Annotated in this window: 17 protein-coding genes and 2 pseudogenes; all 19 read right to left on the bottom strand. The window is 38.7% G+C overall.

Features of this window, described 5'->3' with window-relative positions; genetic code table 11:
- Positions 1 to 10: 10 nt before the first annotated feature.
- The 19 genes and pseudogenes from truB to GD631_RS04685 all read right to left on the bottom strand — a co-directional run bounded on the left by truB (position 11) and on the right by GD631_RS04685 (position 20,242).
- On the bottom strand, positions 11 to 733 hold the full coding sequence (gene truB / locus GD631_RS04775; RefSeq protein ID WP_074706990.1) for a tRNA pseudouridine(55) synthase TruB: 723 nt from the start codon (positions 731 to 733) through the stop codon (positions 11 to 13).
- Positions 733 to 1,587: an undecaprenyl-diphosphate phosphatase gene (locus tag GD631_RS04770; RefSeq protein WP_143256599.1), complete on the bottom strand. Its 855-nt coding sequence runs from the start codon at positions 1,585 to 1,587 to the stop codon at positions 733 to 735. Before GD631_RS04770 ends, truB begins: the two co-directional genes overlap by 1 nt.
- 2 nt (positions 1,588 to 1,589) lie before the next feature.
- Complete coding sequence (locus tag GD631_RS04765; protein WP_004298881.1) at positions 1,590 to 1,832, bottom strand: DUF3098 domain-containing protein; 243 nt, start codon at positions 1,830 to 1,832, stop codon at positions 1,590 to 1,592.
- A gap of 113 nt (positions 1,833 to 1,945) precedes the next feature.
- A complete protein-coding gene (locus tag GD631_RS04760; RefSeq protein WP_128858260.1) occupies positions 1,946 to 2,827 on the bottom strand; it encodes a cell division protein FtsX in 882 nt (293 codons plus the stop codon).
- A 3-nt stretch (positions 2,828 to 2,830) separates the two neighbouring features.
- Complete coding sequence (locus GD631_RS04755; protein ID WP_143256598.1) at positions 2,831 to 3,730, bottom strand: methyltransferase domain-containing protein; 900 nt, start codon at positions 3,728 to 3,730, stop codon at positions 2,831 to 2,833.
- 518 nt (positions 3,731 to 4,248) lie between these two features.
- Entirely contained in the window at positions 4,249 to 4,506 is a 258-nt protein-coding gene (locus GD631_RS04750; protein WP_143256597.1) for a hypothetical protein, read from the bottom strand.
- A gap of 223 nt (positions 4,507 to 4,729) precedes the next feature.
- Positions 4,730 to 5,335 carry an imm11 family protein gene (locus GD631_RS04745; protein WP_143256596.1) on the bottom strand — a complete coding sequence of 202 codons (606 nt, stop codon included), beginning with the start codon at positions 5,333 to 5,335 and terminating at the stop codon, positions 4,730 to 4,732.
- Positions 5,332 to 5,568, bottom strand: coding sequence for an AHH domain-containing protein (locus GD631_RS04740; protein ID WP_229098936.1), 237 nt, complete (start codon positions 5,566 to 5,568; stop codon positions 5,332 to 5,334). The genes GD631_RS04745 and GD631_RS04740 overlap by 4 nt, the downstream gene beginning before the upstream one ends.
- Before the next feature lie 419 nt (positions 5,569 to 5,987).
- A pseudogene (locus GD631_RS22115) lies at positions 5,988 to 6,566 on the bottom strand (RHS repeat-associated core domain-containing protein); the annotation flags it as partial.
- Positions 6,567 to 6,758: 192 nt separating this feature from the next.
- On the bottom strand, positions 6,759 to 7,451 hold the full coding sequence (locus GD631_RS04730; protein ID WP_143256593.1) for an imm11 family protein: 693 nt from the start codon (positions 7,449 to 7,451) through the stop codon (positions 6,759 to 6,761).
- A gap of 53 nt (positions 7,452 to 7,504) precedes the next feature.
- Positions 7,505 to 7,684 (bottom strand): annotated as a pseudogene (locus tag GD631_RS04725) (CoA-binding protein); the annotation flags it as partial.
- Positions 7,685 to 8,466: 782 nt separating this feature from the next.
- A complete protein-coding gene (locus GD631_RS04720) occupies positions 8,467 to 9,150 on the bottom strand; it encodes a hypothetical protein (RefSeq protein WP_143256592.1) in 684 nt (227 codons plus the stop codon).
- A gap of 6 nt (positions 9,151 to 9,156) precedes the next feature.
- On the bottom strand, positions 9,157 to 13,338 hold the full coding sequence (locus tag GD631_RS04715) for an RHS repeat domain-containing protein (RefSeq protein ID WP_223225809.1): 4,182 nt from the start codon (positions 13,336 to 13,338) through the stop codon (positions 9,157 to 9,159).
- A complete protein-coding gene (locus GD631_RS04710; RefSeq protein ID WP_223225810.1) occupies positions 13,335 to 16,322 on the bottom strand; it encodes a hypothetical protein in 2,988 nt (995 codons plus the stop codon). The genes GD631_RS04715 and GD631_RS04710 overlap by 4 nt, the downstream gene beginning before the upstream one ends.
- Before the next feature lie 116 nt (positions 16,323 to 16,438).
- Positions 16,439 to 16,534 carry a smalltalk protein gene (locus GD631_RS04705; RefSeq protein ID WP_005681936.1) on the bottom strand — a complete coding sequence of 32 codons (96 nt, stop codon included), beginning with the start codon at positions 16,532 to 16,534 and terminating at the stop codon, positions 16,439 to 16,441.
- Positions 16,535 to 16,539: 5 nt separating this feature from the next.
- Positions 16,540 to 17,058, bottom strand: coding sequence for an N-acetylmuramoyl-L-alanine amidase (locus GD631_RS04700; RefSeq protein WP_143256590.1), 519 nt, complete (start codon positions 17,056 to 17,058; stop codon positions 16,540 to 16,542).
- A 103-nt stretch (positions 17,059 to 17,161) separates the two neighbouring features.
- Positions 17,162 to 17,659, bottom strand: a complete 498-nt coding sequence (locus tag GD631_RS04695; RefSeq protein ID WP_143256589.1) for an HU family DNA-binding protein — start codon at positions 17,657 to 17,659, stop codon at positions 17,162 to 17,164.
- A 196-nt stretch (positions 17,660 to 17,855) separates the two neighbouring features.
- A complete protein-coding gene (locus GD631_RS04690) occupies positions 17,856 to 18,920 on the bottom strand; it encodes a hypothetical protein (protein ID WP_143256588.1) in 1,065 nt (354 codons plus the stop codon).
- A gap of 29 nt (positions 18,921 to 18,949) precedes the next feature.
- The gene (locus tag GD631_RS04685; RefSeq protein WP_143256587.1) at positions 18,950 to 20,242 is read right to left on the bottom strand and encodes an RHS repeat-associated core domain-containing protein; all 1,293 of its coding nucleotides are present in this window, start codon (positions 20,240 to 20,242) and stop codon (positions 18,950 to 18,952) included.
- Positions 20,243 to 20,251: the final 9 nt, after the last annotated feature.

Here is a 20,251-nt window from a genome sequence, read left to right as displayed (position 1 = left end):
CTTTATTACGTTAATTATTTTCTTCCTCATTTTCTATTTCCTGTCCGTCAATCCACTCTTTAAAGTGTTCGGGGTTCAGGCAGTCTTCCAACCGGACGTCACCTACACGGGTGCGGATCAATCCTGTCAGATGGGCTCCGCTATGGAGCGCTTCACCAATATCACGCGCCAGAGCACGAATATATGTTCCTTTGCTGCATACGACACGGATTTGAATCATCGGCTCCGGATCATCCAGGCGACATTCTAGCAATTCAATCTCGTCGATAACAAGCTGTTTTGCTTTTAGTTCGACTTCTTCGCCTTTCCGGGCCAGTTCGTAGGCACGTTTACCATCTACCATACAGGCAGAGAAAGCAGGAGGCACCTGATCGATGGCACCGATAAAGCGCGTCAACACTTCTTCCACCAGTTCCCTTGTGATATGCTCGGTAGGGTAGGTGGCATCTATCTCATGTTCCAAATCGTATGACGGGGTAGTAGCGCCCAAACGCAACGTTGCGACGTACTCCTTCGTATGATATTGGAACTCTTCTATTCGTTTGGTTGCCTTGCCTGTGCATACAATCATCACCCCCGTTGCAAGAGGATCCAGTGTTCCGGCATGGCCGACTTTTAGTTTTTTCACTCCGATCCGACGGCAAATATGATAGCGGGCGTGCCCTACTACTTTAAATGAAGTCCATCCGAAAGGTTTATTGAAAAACAGTACTTCTCCTTTTTTAAAATTCATCAGCCAATTTCTAAGTTGTATCCAAGCAACAGCATTACCAAAATGGTTCCGCCAACAATAATTCTGTACCAGCCAAATGCCTTAAAGCCATATTTCGTAACGAAGCTAATAAAGAACTTGATAGCCAGCAAAGCGACGATAAAAGCTACTATATTACCTATAATAAGTGCCGGCATATTGTTGACAAGAATCTCCGTACCACCATCCAGAAAGAGTTTCAACACCTTGTAACCGGTTGCCGCAAACATGGTCGGCACGGCAAGGAAGAATGAAAACTCGGCAGCATCCTTGCGAGTCAGCTTCTGGGCCATACCTCCGACGATGGTAGCCATCGAACGGGATACTCCCGGTATCATGGCAATGCACTGAAACAAACCGATATTGAATGCCTTTCTTTCTGTCAGCACCGTATCTTCGCTTCCTCTCGAAAAAATTTTATCGCAGAACAGCATGAATATACCACCGATCACCAACATCACTGCCACTATCGCCACACTCTCCAGCATTTCGTCTATCTTATCGCTGAACAGGAATCCCAAAACTGCGGCAGGAATAAAAGCCACCAGTAACTTCCAGTAGAAATCGAATTTATGCAAAAAACACTTCAAAGCGGAAGCTCCCGCAGGAGCCGGCGTATGGTTCAACCGGAAAAAACGTTTCCAGTAAAGACAAACCACTGAAAGAATTGCGCCAAACTGGATAATAACAGTAAACGCTTTTACAAATTCAGTACTTTCTACTCCTAAAATGTTTTGCGTAATAATCATGTGTCCTGTAGAAGAAACCGGAAGAAACTCTGTCAATCCTTCTACAATAGCAATAATAATCGTCTCAAATGTCGTTAAATCCCCCATCTTTATTCTTCTGTTTTTTGTGTTTTAGGTTTGCGTAATACAGCGTAAATCATAGACAAGAAGCCAAACAGGCAAACGACTGGCGCTACCTTGATTCTGCGTACACTGAAAATATCGGGTTCAAAAGAGGTTTCGGACGATGTTGGTCCCGTCATCAATAGAAAGCCGATAATAACAATCGCCATCCCTATCGCGAGCAAGATAAAGTTCACTTTATCAAAGGCAAATTTCTGCTTGTCAGACATAGTTTATTTAATTACAAATTACTAATTACAATCATTCCCTTAATCTATCAGTCGGTCGTTACGGATGCTAATCACACACAAACACTGTTTTATAATCAGCCGCTCGCAATCCGCTAAATATAGTACAGGCTGTTTGCTTTCATTCTCAAGTATTTATTCATAGAGAAATAGGCGCATAGCCACGTTATCACAATTCCAAATACCAATACGCTTGCACAGACAATCAACATGACTTCGGGCGTGATGACCTGAAGCAATTCTTGTTCATACGTCACAGCCCAATAAGCGGTTCCCATCAATATAGAATCGGCAACGATGGCTGCCAGTATTCCGCTCCATACATTCTTTCGAAGGAATGGTCCCCGGATGAATCCCCAACTCGCCCCTACCAGCTTCATGGTGTGAATGAGGAAGCGTTTGGAATAAATAGCCAGTCTTATGGTATTGTTTATCAGGGCAAAAGAGATAAAAGTAAGCACGACCGCCAGAGCAAGCAGTACCAGACTGATATTTCGTATGTTATCATTCACAGCGTCAATCAGTTCCTTTCGATAGAGCACGTCTTGAATATTGGTGTTCTTTTTAATCATTTTCTCTATCTTCGCAATACTGTCGGAGTTTGCATAGTCGGAATGAAGCTTGATTTCGATGGAAGCGGTAAAGGGGTTATAACCCAAGAATTCTTCCGGATCGGTTCCCATTGCCTCTGTCTGCTCTTTCAATGCTTGTTTTTTAGAGATGTATTCGGATTGTTTCACGAAAGGTTCCTGATTCAGCTTCTTCTGAAGTTTCAGTATATCCGCTTCTTTCATGTCGTCACTGATAAGAACAGAGAAACTGATATTCTCGCGGACGTATACGGAAAGATTGTGCGCCGTCAATACGAAAAAGACAACCAGTCCCAGCAACAGCAACACTAATGTCGTACTGATACTCGACGTGATGAACTGCATGTCGAAAATCGAACCTGACTTATATTTGTTTTGATTTCCCATGCGTTATCTCTTTTTTCGGAATACATAAATCATTGAACTGCTGCGTTCTTTCCTTCCCAAAGCATTGAACCAGGCCAACGTCCCGGCAAACATCCCTTTCAGGAAACTGCACGAACTGCCACGATGTTTTTCGCTCAACATGGATACGTAGAACGCATCGAACGGCATCGGATGACGCGCTGCCATAATAAAGCCATGACGGGAAGCCAATTGTTGTATAGTGCCCGGAGTAAAATGCCAGAGATGACGGGGAACGTCATAAGCCGCCCAATATTCACCGTAGCGCTTGGCATCATAAGAAGAGCAGTTGGGTACAGCTACAATCAATACTCCTTTTTCTGTCAGCAACTCATGAAGTCGCTGCCACACTTCATCAAGGTGTTCCAAATGTTCCATCACATGCCAAAGGGTGATAACATCAAAGCTGCCGGGAGCAAACTCTTTCAAAGCCGATTCGGGCTTTACGTCCAGATCGAAATGCAACTTCGCAAACTCACGTGCCTGCGGACTTTTCTCCACCGCCTCCACTTTCCAGCCCCGGCGAACCATCGTGTCGGAAAAGTAACCGGTTCCCGTACCTATATCAAGCAAACGCCCTGTTTTACGATGCGCTTCCTTGGCTACCAGGCGCGCTTTGCGGCCCAGCATATAGGAACGTACATAATGGTAGATATTATTCATCGCGCCTTTGCGCGTATCGGTGTGAGAGATATAGTCGGGAGTCTCATAGTACTTGCCTATCTCTGCTTCCACGGGGACTCCTTGTGTGAATGTAAATCCACAGTCCTCACACGAATACAGTTCAAACTGTTCGCCCGAAGCATAAAAATCCGTACAAGTCATGACGCGTTTCAAGTGCGCACCGCCACACACCGGACAAGCATTTATACTGAGTTTCTCCATTAACTATCTAAGCAAAATTAAGTGCTGCCTCGAATAACAAGACAACACTATACCCGAATTTGGTGCAAAGAAACAAATAAAAAGTGATGGATTGGGGTTTCGTTAAGGACTTTTAATAGAAGAGTTGCCCCCGATACAAGATAAGAGTAGTTTTGACAGTTCATATCGGGACAAAATATCTTTTTGAAGAAAGATTAAAAAGTCAGATTAACTGAGAAACCCATGTTTCTATAACTGGATTGACGAGACTATGATAGACTATTAACATTTCGACAAGGCGGAAAATGGAAGGGACAACATTCGATTCAGCAGAGGAAATAGTCAAATTGGCAACTATAAGATTATTATTGAGGAAAATTTAAACAGACTCTAAAACAAAAAGAAACCGGTATGTATCAAAGCTCAAAGCTGATCCATACCGGAAGTCATGACTTAAAAGAATATTTCACAAAACATAATAAGACTCGAACATGGTTAACTAAATTGATTTCCAAGTCACTTTATACTAGAATAAGACGCTATAATTTATATGTGTATTTATTATTATCAGCGAATACATATAGTACATCATCCTGAATATTAAAGTCATCAATTAAATCAGTCGTCATATCTTGAACAATTTCCCCATAAGAGTTAACTGTTCTAATATAAGTTTCTTCCAAAACGAGCATCTTGTTATCATCTATTTGATAAACACCAATCAATGGGCTAGTTAAGCCTATTTCTTTTATAACTTGGCCTTCCTTATTATCGATAAAAATTACCTTAGCATACATTTTGACCATTCTATATTATGTGCATTTCCTGTCGCTTTGCCAAACACATACTCCAATTTGCTACCTATTTGTACATCGAAGTGCTGTCCATCTTGATTTAACCCAGAGTAATGCAAAAAAAAACCTGACATGAAACTAATAATTAGGAGTTCTCATGTCAGGACAAGCATCAAATACGGTTATCGAATATGATTAACTAAATCACAACATGGTTCAGAAATATCTATTCCGTTATAATCGCCTTTTCGAACTCTATTCCTGTTAATTTTTCTTTTTGTATTTTCTTTTTAATTTCTTCATTAACATAGAATGAAGAAGGTATTTTCCAAAAATTATAGGATGAAGGACATACAAATACACTGTAATTTTTAATTTTAGAGAAAGAAAAGGCAGGCTTTATTACACTTTCTTTTCTTTCATCCATAAATAATGTTTTCTTCTTGTCCAACACATCCATTTGCTTATTGAAGCGCAAAATGTAATACTCCCTAGTTTCACCTAAATTTCTAAGATTGCAAGTAATCCAATCTATTTGCTCATTGCCTTTCAAACTCGCTTCAATTATACTTTTAAACTTTTCAGACATTATAGGCCACACCAAGCTATTAGGCTGATAATCCAGCCAAACATCTTTTACTATTAATGTATTGTCATCAATAGTTAAGCCATCTTTTCCCTCCTTAATTCTTCTCAATTTAAAATCTAACGGCATTTCATTTTTGCCTTCCAACCGAGATATTAACTCATAATCGAGTTGATTCTCACCCTCATAACATGCACTTGCAATCTCTGGATTATCTCTCCAATATACACAATAATATTTTTTCATTTCCAACCTGATTTATTTAATAAATTGGGATTATTAATAACTTTTTGTTTCACATATTTATTATAGAGTTTCAGAAACTTTTTAGGATTTCTACCGGCTTCCCTACTAGCTTGTTTCATACCCCTCAATACAAACTCATGATATGCGTTTGGATGTCTTCCCAAATGCGGAAGTGCCACTTTGTTCCAAGCCTCATCTAGCTTTAATCCATAAATTTGAGCGATATCTGCCATCTTTCTCGTATATTTAGAGTTTTTATTTGTAGCAAAGTGGTGTATCTGAACAGGTAACTTCTGTCCCCCTTGTATAACAGATTAGCTATCCCCCTTGCAAAAGTAAGAATCCCGAACTCAGGATATACATTGTTCAGGCTACCAGATGCATTTCGATACCATCTTCCTTTACCTCCATCTATTGAAGCTCCACCTTCCCAAACATTGGATGCTTTTACAGAAACACCAACTCTGGTAGGGACTCCATCCTCAACAATACCATAACTTGAATAAAAAGTATTTGTTTCATCATTGAATGTCAAATTGCCTGTGAACTCCACATCCGTAGCATAATCCCACGAGCTAAAGTTAAACTTCTCCAGGATAGAACTATTATTGAAACGAAGAGCATCCATAAAACGGGCAATCTCCGTAACCATCCCTGTTGGATCAATAAACCTCACCGGATTTCCCAGGCAATACGCATACGGAAACCACAAATAATATTTCTCCGCCATCGGATCTACAACATGCCATCTACCTATTGCCGCATCATAATGTCTCGCCCCATAATCATACCAGTCAAGACCACCTTGTCTATCCAGTTCCTTACCGTTGTACTTGTAAGGCTGGACAGATGAAGTCGAAGCAAATGTACCACCAAAAGGATAATAATGATTCACCTCCTCTATGTTTCCATTTTCATCAGCTACCACACAATTATTCCCTTGATGGCCCTGAATATAGCAATGATACTTATTGTCCGACAAAGAGACATAGCCGCCTTCCACAAGCAGCGTTTTAGCTATACCATTTTCATAGATCACATTGCCGCAATAGTCAGTGGCAGTACTCGTATCACCTGCCTGATGAACTGTCCGTAGTTTTTTCCCTGTTGCATCATAACTATATGAAATATTACTACCATCACCAAAAGTTATCCGGCGAGGTAAATTTAAGAAATTATATTGAATATCAAGAATATTCTTATTCAAATCTTTCGTCAAATTACCATTCGCACACGGCTTTTACAACAACAGTGCCAAGAGATGTGGACAGTGCAACATAAATCAATTAAATCATTCATTCAAATAAAATATCCACAGTTTTACTGGTGAAAATTGAGAACTGCCCTGACATATATGCACAACGCTTTATATCAGAGCAGCCGATGAATACTTGTTATTAAAAGATAATTGGATTTATATCAGCTAATGACAATTTTCAACTATCAGATTGGTTGCTGGAGAAAACTCCCAGCCTGTCAGCCCAGCTGATTCAATTGCATTCTTTAAGCGCTCACTTACATAAGTATTGGCATCAAGTATACTGATGGCGAAGAAATCCAGTTCACAATTAAAATCTTTGTTCATTACAAGTTTGTTACCCCATATACCCCAGGATATACCTTTCTCTGCTTTAATTTTTTTTCTTCTTTCCCAAAATTCCTCCTTTGATTTAACAGAAAAAGGATCGGACTTATATCCACTAGTTATATCATATTCCCGAAATGAGGTTTTTTCATAATCCACAAAATCCGAATAATTGGAAACTAATTTTAAGAGAAAATAATCGTATTTTACTTCTTTCTTATATAGCCCAAACGAATAGAATTGGTGAGGACACAAATTGTATTGCTCAAGGATTGCTTTGGCTTTAGGACTTAGAATGCATAGGCTACCACTAAATCCGTTACTAACAAAATCTGTTAACTTTGCATAACCAGCCAACATCACTCCATCAAGATTTGGCACATAATCTGGAAAAGTGTCTTTATATTTATATAAACTGAACAAAGCATTTGACGCATCCTCATTGTATCCTTTAATGAATCTATACGCTTGCGGGAAATCACGACCTACGATCTTTTTATCCAAAGATTCTTCCATTACAAAATATTTCATATCACAATATATTTAAATTAAACTTCATAAGGATTTACTACTTTAATGGGAACTACAGGCACCATCGGTGGAACTCCCTGTACTTCCTTCTCCTTCGGATTCACCGCCCGAAGTTCTCCCTGATAACCTCCATTTATCAAATTCTTTAATATTGCGCCACCCGGCTTATGTACATTATTCGATGCCCCTACTACAACAATGCTTTCAGGACGAAGCAACTGGGTTGTTATCATATCATGCTTTGGTTTTCGTTTAACTTAGGTACAAATATATTCTTTCTTATGAGAAAAAAAGAAAGAAAAAGAGGAGAAATATAAGAGGAAATACAGGATAAAGGAGAGAAAGACAAAGAAATCAAGTGGATTATGCTGACTTATTGAAATGCAAAGCTATTATCTTACCATGTAATTCTTACCATTAGAACAGAATATTACTTTATGCAGAAAAAATGAATATAAAACTCACGGAGAATCTGGAATATACAGTATGAGCCCAAAGTAAATTCGAAAACTGGAAGGATAAGCAAGTTGCATAATCCTTATTCACACAAAACAGAATCTAAATCACTCGATTCAACATCAAAAAGGCTAAATTCCTAATTTCAGGAGCAGATTATTGCAAATATAAGTTCAAATAGAAACAACACACATGTTACCTATTCGACAACAACCAGCACAAAACAAGTATTCTAAACACCCTTTTGTCCTTTCGTTTAAAAGCAAGGAAGCACTTCTCACCGACCAATAAATCGTTGCTTTAAAAGGAACGAAGTCTTCCTTTTAAAGCAATAATTCATGATTCTATCAACAATCATGCATATTCACTCATTTGCATTCAAGAAAGATGACTTATTCCGCATATTCATGCAGTGTTTTATACATCACTTCTTTTATTAGAATACAGTTTAGATACTCCTAATCTGTTTCAATCTTAAAAATAGAACATAATAGAGAATATAAAATACCCTGATACAAATTGGTTGTTTTTAGTCAACTTGTATCAGGGTAAGACACCATTACGATACTCCCAGCGATATTTCCTTTTCAATAATCCATTTTTTATTAACCTTGCGAATACATATAATTGTTTCCTCTCCACAAAGCCGCCCACAAGCATAAGAACAATAAAAAAGTCCAACTCGCTTTTCTTTATCAAAGTATATCCTCGACATTCTCAATATTCCTGAAAAAAGAAAATTATAGTTTTCTCTTTCCCATATCTTAAATCCTTCAGGAAACTCTGAAGTGTATTTCAATATGAACCGTTTTCTATTCTCTATTTCGGACAAATTCAGTGAACGGCTTTGTATTGAGTGCTTATTCATAGAGTTAAGTGCCTCAATATAACCCGGTTCCATTAATTGTTTTCCGATATATTCAACATCTAAATTTAGATTACAACAAGTGAATAGAGTATCAAAAACAGCAATAACAAAGGTCGTATCTCTCATTTTTCTATTTTTTCTCTCAATCTCAGCAATCTTTTTGTCATATCCAACAGTGTCATACGCTATTGGATTGTTGTTATCAAGAAATGGCATTGGAGGAGGGGGAATTTCAAAACTACTTAATGCCCCCATCACCTCAACCAAGTCATCAAAAATCTCATTAAATACTTTCATTTCATAACCATCAGTTCTATCTGTTCTGCATGATTGTACTCCAATCAACAGCAGCATTATTATAAAACACTTTTTCATAACCAATTAATTTCTAAATCCATACATCAACTTCAAAATAGCACTGTTTGACTTTACTATTCCTTGCGAGTTATAATATTGTTGCATTATGGGCAGTCCAATTCTTGTCATAGCCTTATTTACATTTCTTTCTTGCCAATGCTGTTTATAACCTCTTGATTCATCCATTTTTCTTAATGCAGGATAAACATTTGAATTATTCATCACTTTGTCATCACTAAAATCGGCAGAACTCTGATCAGCATGAATTACTATTTCATGAATAAAAGTATCTAGTAGATCAGCATTATCTGAAGAGTTTCCTACCATTATTTGAACATTCAAATTTTCATCATTTAAAGAAAAAGAAGTAGTACCCGAAACGCTTGCATCACGTACACCTGCCCCAAACGATATATTAATTCCTTTATTATGGTATTTTCCATCTTTACTAAAAGAAAACCCTGCTATTGTTTGTCCTTTCATAGCATAATTTGCCAATAATGCTTTTCCTTCCTTTGTGCTCATTAGAAATTCAAAAGCTTTCACTTGATTAGAATTAATAAGCTTACCTTGATCATCTCTTTCATAAAGTTCTGCAACACTTATACTATCTCCGTTCAAATCAATATATTTCAGTGGGTTATTAGCCACATATACATGTGGACTTATTCCATAATATTCTTCCGCCATCGGATCTACAATATGCCATCTCCCTAACGCCACATCATAATGTCTCGCCCCATAATCATACCAGTCAAGACCACCTTGTCTATCCAGTTCCTTACCGTTGTACTTGTAAGGCTGGACAGATGAAGTCGAAGCAAATGTACCACCAAAAGGATAATAATGATTCACCTCCTCCACACTGCCATTCTGTCCCACAACCACACGATTATTGCCCTGGTGATCTTTCAAGTAATAATGATACTTGCCATCAACAAGGGAGATATATCCCAACTCCGTCAACAAAGTAGTGAGTACACCATTTTCATAGATCGCATCGTCAAAGTAATCAGTAGTCGTGGTCTTTCCGGCTATTATATGCGTTGTTCGGAACTTTGTTCCTTTGGCATCATAAAGATAGGAAATAACACCTCCATCCTCAAACTCTATACGGCTGGGTAAATTTAAACAATTATACTGAATTTCAGAAATCTTTTTGTTTAAATCTTGTATTAAATTTCCGTTTGAGTCATAATAGTATTCGACCGGCAGATCTGCTCCATCTTTAAATTCAAAATTATCAGCATGAGCAGAACCTGTTACACTATCAGATACAGCCTTCAATTGATTTCCATTATAACTCATGACAAGGTTATCTATTAAGCCATATTCATCCTCTGATCTCTTTCCACATCTTTTAATACCAAGGATATGCCCATTTTTATCATACCCGGTTATCTCTTCATTAAAACGATCCTGATTGACATTCAAGCCTTCACCTTCACCATATACAGCACGAAGCAGGCGGCTTCTGCCATCATACATAAATTTATAACCTCTTTTCACGCCATCAGCCTCCCATGTCATACTACTAATATTTCCATTATAACAGGGATCGCCCAATCCGTCCACATAATGCAATTGCTCTACAAACCCTGCATTACTATCAATACCGGTCAGCCAGCTACGTATATTATAGGCATTTTCTGTAATTACCGAATCTTTTCCATGAATACGTTCCAGTCTTTTTAGCCTTCCTAACTTGTCATAACCATACAACAGATCGACAGTATCCTTACCTACGACACAATGTCTTTCGTGAATCAGCCTTCCTGCACGATCATAACTATACAATTTATTTAAAACTCCTCCTTCGTATTCCGAGCGGACACTCACAGGCTGCTTGAGAATATTGAAAAGCGATTTATTTACTTTCTTATTTCCACCCGATGTCGTCTTACGTTCCTGAATCAGATTATGATAATAATCATAATAATAACTGGCATACTGGTATTCTTCCGTTCCCAATATTCGAACGATACTTCCTGTTAGCTGTTCTTTACAATGAGGTGAACTCTGGCTATTCTCATAGCGTTCCCCGTAATTATTATCAAATACATACCATAGTGAAGACAAAGAATCCGGCAATAAGTCCTGATATTCATAAGTATCATAAAAATAAACCTGTTGTATGTCCAAATAATGATTCTGCAATCCATAAATAGTATATCCATAGCAAGGCAAATCTGTATTTGAAGTAAATTCAGCATAAATATCCTCTGAAGCACAATTCTGAAAATCAGGCGTACCGCGGTAAACACCGGTCAACACAGAGCGCCCTGACAAATCTTCCAAATGAAAAGCCCATTCATTATTTGCCCGTTCTTTTCCATTTTGAGTAAAAATCAACCGGTCGCAACGATCATACACTAATTCCACCCACTCGCAACCAGGCTGTTTTTTCCCAATACAACGGTTACGGGTATCGTACTTATACAAGAAAGCATAATCGGATAAAACAGAAGCACTATCCGTAAGAGAACCTGAACAAAAATTGGCAGAACACATCGGAGGAAGAACAACCCGTAAGTTTCCGAATATATCATATATATAGTATGTGTCATCCATTCCTTCATGACCATTTATACTGCGAGTCAGCACGATCCTTCCTTCTTTATCCGTAAATTCATACCTTACATGATTGTCTTCATCAACCTCTTTTACGACATATAGTTCCCCGGAAGCATAGGTTCCTGCACAACTAACAAAAAGTCGTGTTCTATCAGTCGGCACGGTATAACGCAAGCACACCAATGAATCACACAAGTCCAGCAAGGTAGTATCTTTAGACACATTTGTTAAATATCTGCTATTAATCCCTTTTCCCCGATTATGCCATTCCATACCCGGACCATATCGGCTCTCCACTTTCCCTATAGCCGAATTTTCATATAACGTTTTTGTATAAGGCATAACATCGTTTCCATTAGACAAGACGGAACTATTCTTCAACTCTTCCGCTTCGACAAATGCACCACAATTGCCGGATTCCGATACCCCAGGCAGCCATTCTCTAAATAAACGTCCCATCTTATCATACTCTGTAATTGACAACAGATCCGTATCATCAACACTATGCTTCACTTTGACATTTTCAATGGAACGTCCCAAACCGTCAAAATATTCAACATCATCCCTGAATTCCATCCCATCCGGAGTAGTATAAGTACGCGTATGTATGTAATTCTTTGACGAAAGGTTCAATTTCTCACGCACCTTTATAGACACAATATTCGAAGTATATACATCGACCCCGTCATTAGCCATCATTCTGAAATAAGTGGTTTGATACAACGGACCCGGCTGATATACTGTTCTCAAATCCGGTACATCAAAGACATCTACCCAATGTATCTGGTCATGACTGTATTGCCACCATCTGAACAAATCATCCCTTGTCCCGTCATTCTCGACCCAAATGCCACGAGAAGTCTCACCTGAATTAATCGGTTCTTCATGCATAGAGGAAATAAACAAGAATACGTCATCAAAAGAGTTCCAGTTCTGTTCAACTTTTACGGTAACTTTATACTTCTGGTAGTTACTCATGTCTACAGAAAAATTGCTATTACGTGAAAATCCACGATACAGAAGTTCAATCTGCCCGCTACGGTGATCTCCGAAATTTCTCATAACTTCTATTTTTACAGTAGCAGGATGATCAGTATTTTCCCATCCGGTATACAGGAAACTACACCAATCAGATGTATTTTCTCCAAGCCACAATTCTGTACAGATAAAATCATCAGGCAACGAAGGACAATGCTTGGTAAGATCAATATAAGCCTCCCCGCCTCTATTGGTAAAAGACAAAGGTTCTGTGAGTCTTTTCACTCTAATATCCGAAGAATATGCGACCAGATTACCACTTACAACCTTTCTTCTGATATATACTCCTTCCGCTCTGTATGTATTGAAGTATTGGGATGAAACCAAGCATCCCCCCTCATAGTCAGATTGAGCAAGCCGGGTAATCTCACTCCATTCATTTGAATCAGTATACCGGTATTCCCACGATATAGAATAAGTCCCGTTCCCCCCTGAAGGAGAAACTACGTCTTTAAGTAGAATATCATTCCCAAAATATTGATGATAGCCGATTTCTCCCGCAAATAAAGGAGTGACAGTATTATTTTGTGCCGTTAGACAAGTGCCTGTACCCAACAATATTAATAATATTATGATCCGAAGTTGTTTTATCATAGCTTATAATTGTATTTAAATTCCTGAATTAATTGTTTTCTTCCGTTTCTTTCCAAATAAGATTCTTTAAGGTACCCAAACTGATCATAGCCATATTTAGTAGTAAAGCCATCAGAAGTAGTTATTGAAGTAACCCCGACGTACGGTTTATACAGAAACGTTTTAATAAAGACCGGATGGTTATCTCTAAAAGCCATCCGTAGTTTATTTAGCTCACGCTCTAATTGATATTCTCCATATCCTTGCAGATAGGATAAATCATTATTTTCATGACCTAAAACGCTTTTTACAGAGTCGTATGTCGCCCCTTGTATTTCCGCTATAGGATATTTATAATTATATCCCCATATATAGCAGGTATGATTATTATTTTTATCAACATATTCTAATATATTTCCTTTTTTATCATACGATACATAAGTCATTTCTCTTTTCAGCCCAAGGGGTCCATCGTGAGATATATCAACATAAGCAGGTAATAGCAGATTTTGATACAGCCCATATTTTATCTGTTCACGATAAACTTCCTCACCATTATATTCGGTTATAGTTTCAACCGGATAATCGAGCATATTCCTTTCTACCATAAGATTACTTATGGCATCTGTATAGTTATAGGGGTACTTTATATTCTTTATCCTACAATCACCACCACCATTTTGAGAGGTACGAATAACTTTTATCAACTGGTTCTTATCATCATAGACATAACCTTCTTCTGACACAACTGTTCCCCCATCAAAATATTCACTAACGACTTTCTTACTCAACAAATCCCTTCCGGACATGACCGAGTAAGTCATATATTTGAAAAGAGATGGCCTGGAAAGCTCGATCGTATGAGCAAAATCATACGTATCCTGATAAACAGGAATAACAACTTGCTCCATCTTAATTCCTCCGTCCATAACCAAACCAGCGCTTCTACAATAGGTATAATCTTCCTTTTTAACTAAACGTCCGTCCGAATTAAAGTACCGGCATGATGCAATGTTAGTCTTTATTCCATATTGATATCTGTGTATATAAGATTTCCATCCCCTGTTATTCAGTAAATCAGGGCTTCCTACATATTTCTCATTAGTATTTTCAGGCATCACATCTATGTAAAGAGGTTGAAGCAGGTTAAAAAGATACGAAATCTTATTTTCACCTTTTTCCTGTTTGTTATATACATGTACTTGCGGATACTCTACGAAAAAATTACTACTAATGTTAGCATCTCCAAAAGCCACCGGAGAATAAATACGTGAGCAAAATGAGACATAATCATAAAGCCCTGGAGATGTACTATATTGTATTCTGTTCTGTTTCACATCTGCAAAGGTTTCACAACTCAAATGAAAACTAGGAACACCAATTCCATCCTCATTTTCTCCATATTTATACCTTTGCTCATGTAAATTGCCATTATCATCATAAGTTTTAACATTACTCAATCTGATACCGGCCCCCTTCACACGAGCGGAGTTCAATAAATACTCATTGGGTTCATATATGAATTCTTGTGACCCACCGGTAGGAAAATATATCTTCTTCAGAGAAAAAAGATGTGCTTTTATGTTATCCGAATCATTTTTGAAATTCACATTTGGAATAATCTGGGATAACTTCTTGATGACATCATCGTACAAGCTTGCTCCAGGAACGGGTTTAAAAAACACAAAACTATCATCTACAAATTCACGGCTTATTACAGGCAGATCCACTTTATCCAACGATGTGGAAGAATACAAATAATATCCCCATAAATCAGATGTATAATGCGTATTATCATATTCACCCAATCCTAAGTCAGAAGGTGTATAATATGACAAATAATATTTTTGGCCATCCATTTCCAGCCTGTCTAAAAAGAAATGCGGTCGTTTGTTCATCCCGGAATATGAGAAGTTGATTTGTTTTATAATATCACCAGACTGTTTATCGACAACGGTTATACTATCTACTGCGTTGGAGTAAATGCCATCTGCCGACGCACGCAAGAAATTCACTTTTATTCCATTCGCCTCAATCCCTGACAATAAGAAAGTTGTATAGTTGGGTAAAGTTATATTAAAATTCAGCGCAGTGCTTAATTCATATTCTTGTTGTACTTGGACATCTCCTTCATCTTGTACGTACATACGGTAAGCGTAAGAATCATTTACAGACAACGTCTTATATTCCGGCTCTGCAATAGAACGGTCCGTATATCCGACATAGTCAAAACGAACCGTATCATTTTTCGCCGTTACAATACTTTTCAGAGCCCATCCTGTAGTTCCCGACGATATATCCGTTCGATAGGCGTCCTCATGAACATGTTCGCTGGCATTACCACCATAATTATAAGTAATACCATGCCCATCAACAATTTGAAACCCGGTCAGCAATCCTCCTGTTAAGATAGGAGTAATTTGGCAATTTATCTTTTCCAGGATTTCAACCTTATCAAATGTAGACGGATCCGGAAAAACAAAATGACCACTCTCGCTTAATGTACTAAATGTAAAAATATCACATCCCTGGTCCCACGATGCGACAGAGAAATAGGAGACATTACCCATTATTCCAGACGAAAAAGCAGACAGATATTTGTCTACATCAATATGATTATTCAATTTATTTAAATCATCAAATAATGTAGGCACTCTTTTCATTGCTTCGTCCGGATAGCCAATAATCGTCCTAGATATTCTGGCGGCAGGGGATAATGTCCAGCCCACTCCGACATCACCAGACGATTGTTTATATTTGACTCCACAAGTATTATATGAGATATTAATGGGAATATTGAGGCCTTTCACTTCAATATCATATAAATTGATATCAATAGTCTTTTCTCCACGAGCTGAAATATCATTATTGAAATATTTTTCATAAAAATTTTCTATTAACTGACTTTGGGGAGAAGACGGTATCACATCCGGTGACTTAAACTGCTGCGCCATAGCAATTGAGTAACTGAAAGTCACTACAATGAGTAAAAAAATCTTCTGCATATATATTGTTTTCTGCATTTTAATAAATATTTTTATATTTCTAATTATCTATCGTTCAATAAATTATCTAACCATCAAAATTGCGGGACGGCGCGCACGTCCCACAATTCAACTAATTACAGATTCATCGCGTTAGCGCCCAAAACGCCAGCCAAAGCTGAAGCCACTGCGATAACCACTTTCAGGATCATATCCCATACTGATTTCTTCATTGCCATCATTTACCTCCTTTCTGTTCTTTAATGTGTTGTGTTACTCTGTGTTCTTCCGTGTTTTCTGTTTTGATAGCAAACTCCTCAAGTTCCTTTGCCACCTCAAAACACGGGCACTGTTTAATCCACTCTTCCGGCTCTATCTCACCGTTTCCATTGAGATCCGGCGAAAGATCCCGGTGTCCACATACCCGGCAGCCGGGAAATTTTTCCTGTAGTTGCCCGACGAGTTGCCGGAGCGTGGCCCGCTGCGCCGGAGTCCGGGTATCTGCCGGGCATCCCCGGCAGTCCAGACCACCTTCATAGCAGATACCTATCGAGTGAGCGTTGAAACCTTTGGCGTGTGCTCCGATACGTTCTATAGGGCGGGTGAGGTGCACTGTTCCATCCTTGCGGATGTAGTAGTGATAGCCTGTTCCGTTGAATCCGCGGTGCCGGTGCAACCGGTCCAAATCTTCCGGAGAGAGCGTACAATCCCCCTGCGTGGCACTACAGTGCACCACGATTAAGTTAATAATTCGCATGTCAGTGGATAATTAGTTTACTAGTCTAGTTAATCATTGGTGGATCAATTAAAATTCCACGCTCTGTTTAGTCGGTCGTCTTTGTGTTATGTTCCTTCACGGACTATGCTGCCGGATCCGGTGCTTCACCGCTACCGCCACCAGGCTTCTGATTCGGATCTTCCCCTTCACCGCCCGAAGCAGATGCCGGGGCACGGTCAAAACGAACACATCGCGCGCCAGTCACCATCGAACGGGTGGGCATAGTGCCGTCAAGGTTGCGGGTGGAGCAAGGAAGGAAACGAACTGTTAATGAGGATTGTGCGGCAGAAACGTCCTCCATAGTCTCTACACCATTACCACTTGATTTCATGACAAGACGGAAAGTCCCGAAGCCATCAAGAGTTACACTTTCCGATGACTGGAGATGCTGACTTACCACTGTCACCAAGTTGTCTAACGTATTCTTTACATCACCCGGAGAAAGCGACGAATAGGCAGCTATCTCCTTGGAGATTTGTGAAGTACTTACATTGCCTGCGCGCAAGACGCGAGGATAGAATAGTTTTTTTCCGTTTTTGTCTTTCAAAACGGACTGAAAGGGTCCATACAATACTGGCATAATTGAATTGGTTTTTGTGTTAATAATTAATTTAGTTTTGTCTGTAAGCTTATCGACACAACAAAGATACAATTGTTTCATTTCGCATACAAGCGATTTTCAAATTGTGTCTTAACTAAATTCTTAACCATCGGTAACACACTGAAAAACAAGAAAGAAAAGCGAGAGGATAATACAGACCTCATCAACAACGACTTCACCTTCTAAACTTTCTCCCCACAATTTCTTCTATCTCGCCATCCCAATAAACAGTATGTTCCACACTATCTATACGGTAATAATAAGAATTAAGATAAAGGGGATAAACCTTGAATTTTTTATTCCAAATATACCTTTTCTCGCTTTGGGGTACAGCATGCGTCGGAAGGTAATATACGGAATCATAAACCATCTGATGTATTTTCTCCGGATATTTCTTCCGAGGAACATTCTTAAATACAATAGGGCTCTTTTCTGTGGATAAACCTAAGACAATGTCGGTATGGGGAGTTATTTCATACATTCCGGGAGATACTTCAGCTGCACCTCGCGCATCGCTTACATGAAAACTTAAAGAGTTTTCACCATCTTTAAAAACAAAATGGCCATACTCTTCCGGGCGCGTACTTATATAAAGTGCCGAATCTGTACGGTTACATATTTTCACGTCAAATTCTATTTGATCGGGATTCGAGAATTTTCCGTATTTGGTTTCCGCTCCATATATATTCGGCTTCCACATTCGTATATCAATAATATGAGAATAATAGACGGATGAATCCTGTTCATTACATAAGAAGTAACGCAATTCAGGGTATGCAGAAAAGGGTTGACGATCGCCACAATGTGTATATGCAGCCTTGGCTGAATGTTTATCTTTAAAATATACCCATATACCACAAGTATCCATATGTGTATGTGTATCCAATTCTCTATAATTTTCTCCTTTCTTTTCCTTCATTATTTTGTCAAGAAATTCCTCGCTCAATCGCTTTTTATTCCTAAGATAGAAGAATATAAATTTCCCTTTATATTCAATCAAGTCGGTTGGGAGTTCGGAACCATTGTCTACACGTTCTTTCCATGTGTCCAGCCAAAAAGAACTCTCTGGTCTAAAAATATACAGCCAAGCTGTATTGAAATCATACTGAGCAACCTGCAGATAGGGACTGTGCAGAAAATTCGAATCTATCACCGCCTTGGCATGGGCAATGACTACGGGATCCACCTTACGATCATTCAAACCCCGACATGAAAATGCCAAGGTTGAAAGAATCATCATCCTTATAAATAAAATACAAGCACTCCTTCTCATCGGTTTTTATTATATTGTCTAAATGTATATCGAATTAAATCCAGCATGGAGTTCATTTTTATAGAATTCAGGTTACTCCTTACGGAATTATATTCATAAAGGGTTTTATTATCCTTAAAATAAACTCCAAAGGATACTTCATTCTTTCCTTTTGCATTCAACATATCATGTTCGGATGCACCTTGAGTGCTGGGATGAGAATGAATGTCCACGATTGGCTGAAATCCTTCAAATGGCCTGTTATTGATACCTTCCAATGTAGAAACACTATATTCACGGCTACTGTTTCCTATAATATATTTTCTCTCTCCATCCCTGTATCCGGCAGTATATCTCCATTCAACACCGGTATTCTCAACACCAAATGTTGCGATATTGGCTGCATCATACGCACTGGATGTTTCTGCAAAATAATTAACCCCACTGGTAGTATTGCCTATTCTTTTCTCCAATGCAGGTAAAATAGACTTGTCAAATACCCTAATATTCTTCCATTCAGGATTTATTTTCGAAACTGTCCCGCTTGTTCCACTGGCGTATAAAACATCAACAATTCTATTCGTCCTATTCATCAATTGAAGTTGACCACGATAATTTATCACATAATCATCCTTCCCGTCCGGATCTACCCTCAACACTGGATTATTTTTACAATAAGTATAAGGACTCCAACTGTAGTGTTTCTCACAGGACGGATCTACCCCGTTCCACCTTCCCAGCACCGGATCATACCGCCGCGCACCATAGTCATACCAATTCAGTCCGCCCGCTGTCTCCAGCTCTTTCCCGTTATACTTATACGGCTGGACACTACGCCGAGAACTTGCAGACATTAATCCACCCAAAGGGTAATAATCGTTCACTTCCTCCACATTGCCATGCTCATCCGCAACGACACGAATATTGCCCTGATGATCCCTGATAAAATAATGGTAGGTAGTATCAGCCAAAGTAATATATCCTACATCGGTCATCAACCGAACCAACACCCCGTTTTCATAGATCGCATTATCACAATAATCCGTTATCAACGTGTCTCCGCCAATAACCTGCACCGTGCGCAACTTAGTACCATCGGCACTATAGACATTAGATATGTTGTCTCCATTCTTAAATACTATCCGACTAGGCAAATTTAAACAATTATATTGAATGTCAACAATGTTCTTATTTAAATCTTTTGTCAAATTACCGTTTGCATCGTAAGCGTAGGCAGGTTCCTGCGCAAACAGATTCATTCCTCCGACGAGCAAGATCCCCGCCAATACCAATTTCCGTAATAAATTCATAATCTAATT

Origin of the sequence: Bacteroides luhongzhouii (assembly GCF_009193295.2) — a bacterium.
Lineage (GTDB): Bacteria > Bacteroidota > Bacteroidia > Bacteroidales > Bacteroidaceae > Bacteroides > Bacteroides luhongzhouii.
This window is presented reverse-complemented; position numbering and strand designations above follow the sequence as displayed.

Bases quoted from the DNA above. Each gene is read 5' to 3' on its own strand.
- truB (WP_074706990.1), bottom strand. From the start codon at position 733: ATGAATTTTAAAAAAGGAGAAGTACTGTTTTTCAATAAACCTTTCGGA.
- GD631_RS04770 (WP_143256599.1), bottom strand. From the start codon at position 1,587: ATGGGGGATTTAACGACATTTGAGACGATTATTATTGCTATTGTAGAA.
- GD631_RS04765 (WP_004298881.1), bottom strand. From the start codon at position 1,832: ATGTCTGACAAGCAGAAATTTGCCTTTGATAAAGTGAACTTTATCTTG.
- GD631_RS04760 (WP_128858260.1), bottom strand. From the start codon at position 2,827: ATGGGAAATCAAAACAAATATAAGTCAGGTTCGATTTTCGACATGCAG.
- GD631_RS04755 (WP_143256598.1), bottom strand. From the start codon at position 3,730: ATGGAGAAACTCAGTATAAATGCTTGTCCGGTGTGTGGCGGTGCGCAC.
- GD631_RS04750 (WP_143256597.1), bottom strand. From the start codon at position 4,506: ATGTATGCTAAGGTAATTTTTATCGATAATAAGGAAGGCCAAGTTATA.
- GD631_RS04745 (WP_143256596.1), bottom strand. From the start codon at position 5,335: ATGAAAAAATATTATTGTGTATATTGGAGAGATAATCCAGAGATTGCA.
- GD631_RS04740 (WP_229098936.1), bottom strand. From the start codon at position 5,568: ATGGCAGATATCGCTCAAATTTATGGATTAAAGCTAGATGAGGCTTGG.
- GD631_RS04730 (WP_143256593.1), bottom strand. From the start codon at position 7,451: ATGAAATATTTTGTAATGGAAGAATCTTTGGATAAAAAGATCGTAGGT.
- GD631_RS04720 (WP_143256592.1), bottom strand. From the start codon at position 9,150: ATGAAAAAGTGTTTTATAATAATGCTGCTGTTGATTGGAGTACAATCA.
- GD631_RS04715 (WP_223225809.1), bottom strand. From the start codon at position 13,338: ATGATAAAACAACTTCGGATCATAATATTATTAATATTGTTGGGTACA.
- GD631_RS04710 (WP_223225810.1), bottom strand. From the start codon at position 16,322: ATGCAGAAGATTTTTTTACTCATTGTAGTGACTTTCAGTTACTCAATT.
- GD631_RS04705 (WP_005681936.1), bottom strand. From the start codon at position 16,534: ATGAAGAAATCAGTATGGGATATGATCCTGAAAGTGGTTATCGCAGTG.
- GD631_RS04700 (WP_143256590.1), bottom strand. From the start codon at position 17,058: ATGCGAATTATTAACTTAATCGTGGTGCACTGTAGTGCCACGCAGGGG.
- GD631_RS04695 (WP_143256589.1), bottom strand. From the start codon at position 17,659: ATGCCAGTATTGTATGGACCCTTTCAGTCCGTTTTGAAAGACAAAAAC.
- GD631_RS04690 (WP_143256588.1), bottom strand. From the start codon at position 18,920: ATGATGATTCTTTCAACCTTGGCATTTTCATGTCGGGGTTTGAATGAT.
- GD631_RS04685 (WP_143256587.1), bottom strand. From the start codon at position 20,242: ATGAATTTATTACGGAAATTGGTATTGGCGGGGATCTTGCTCGTCGGA.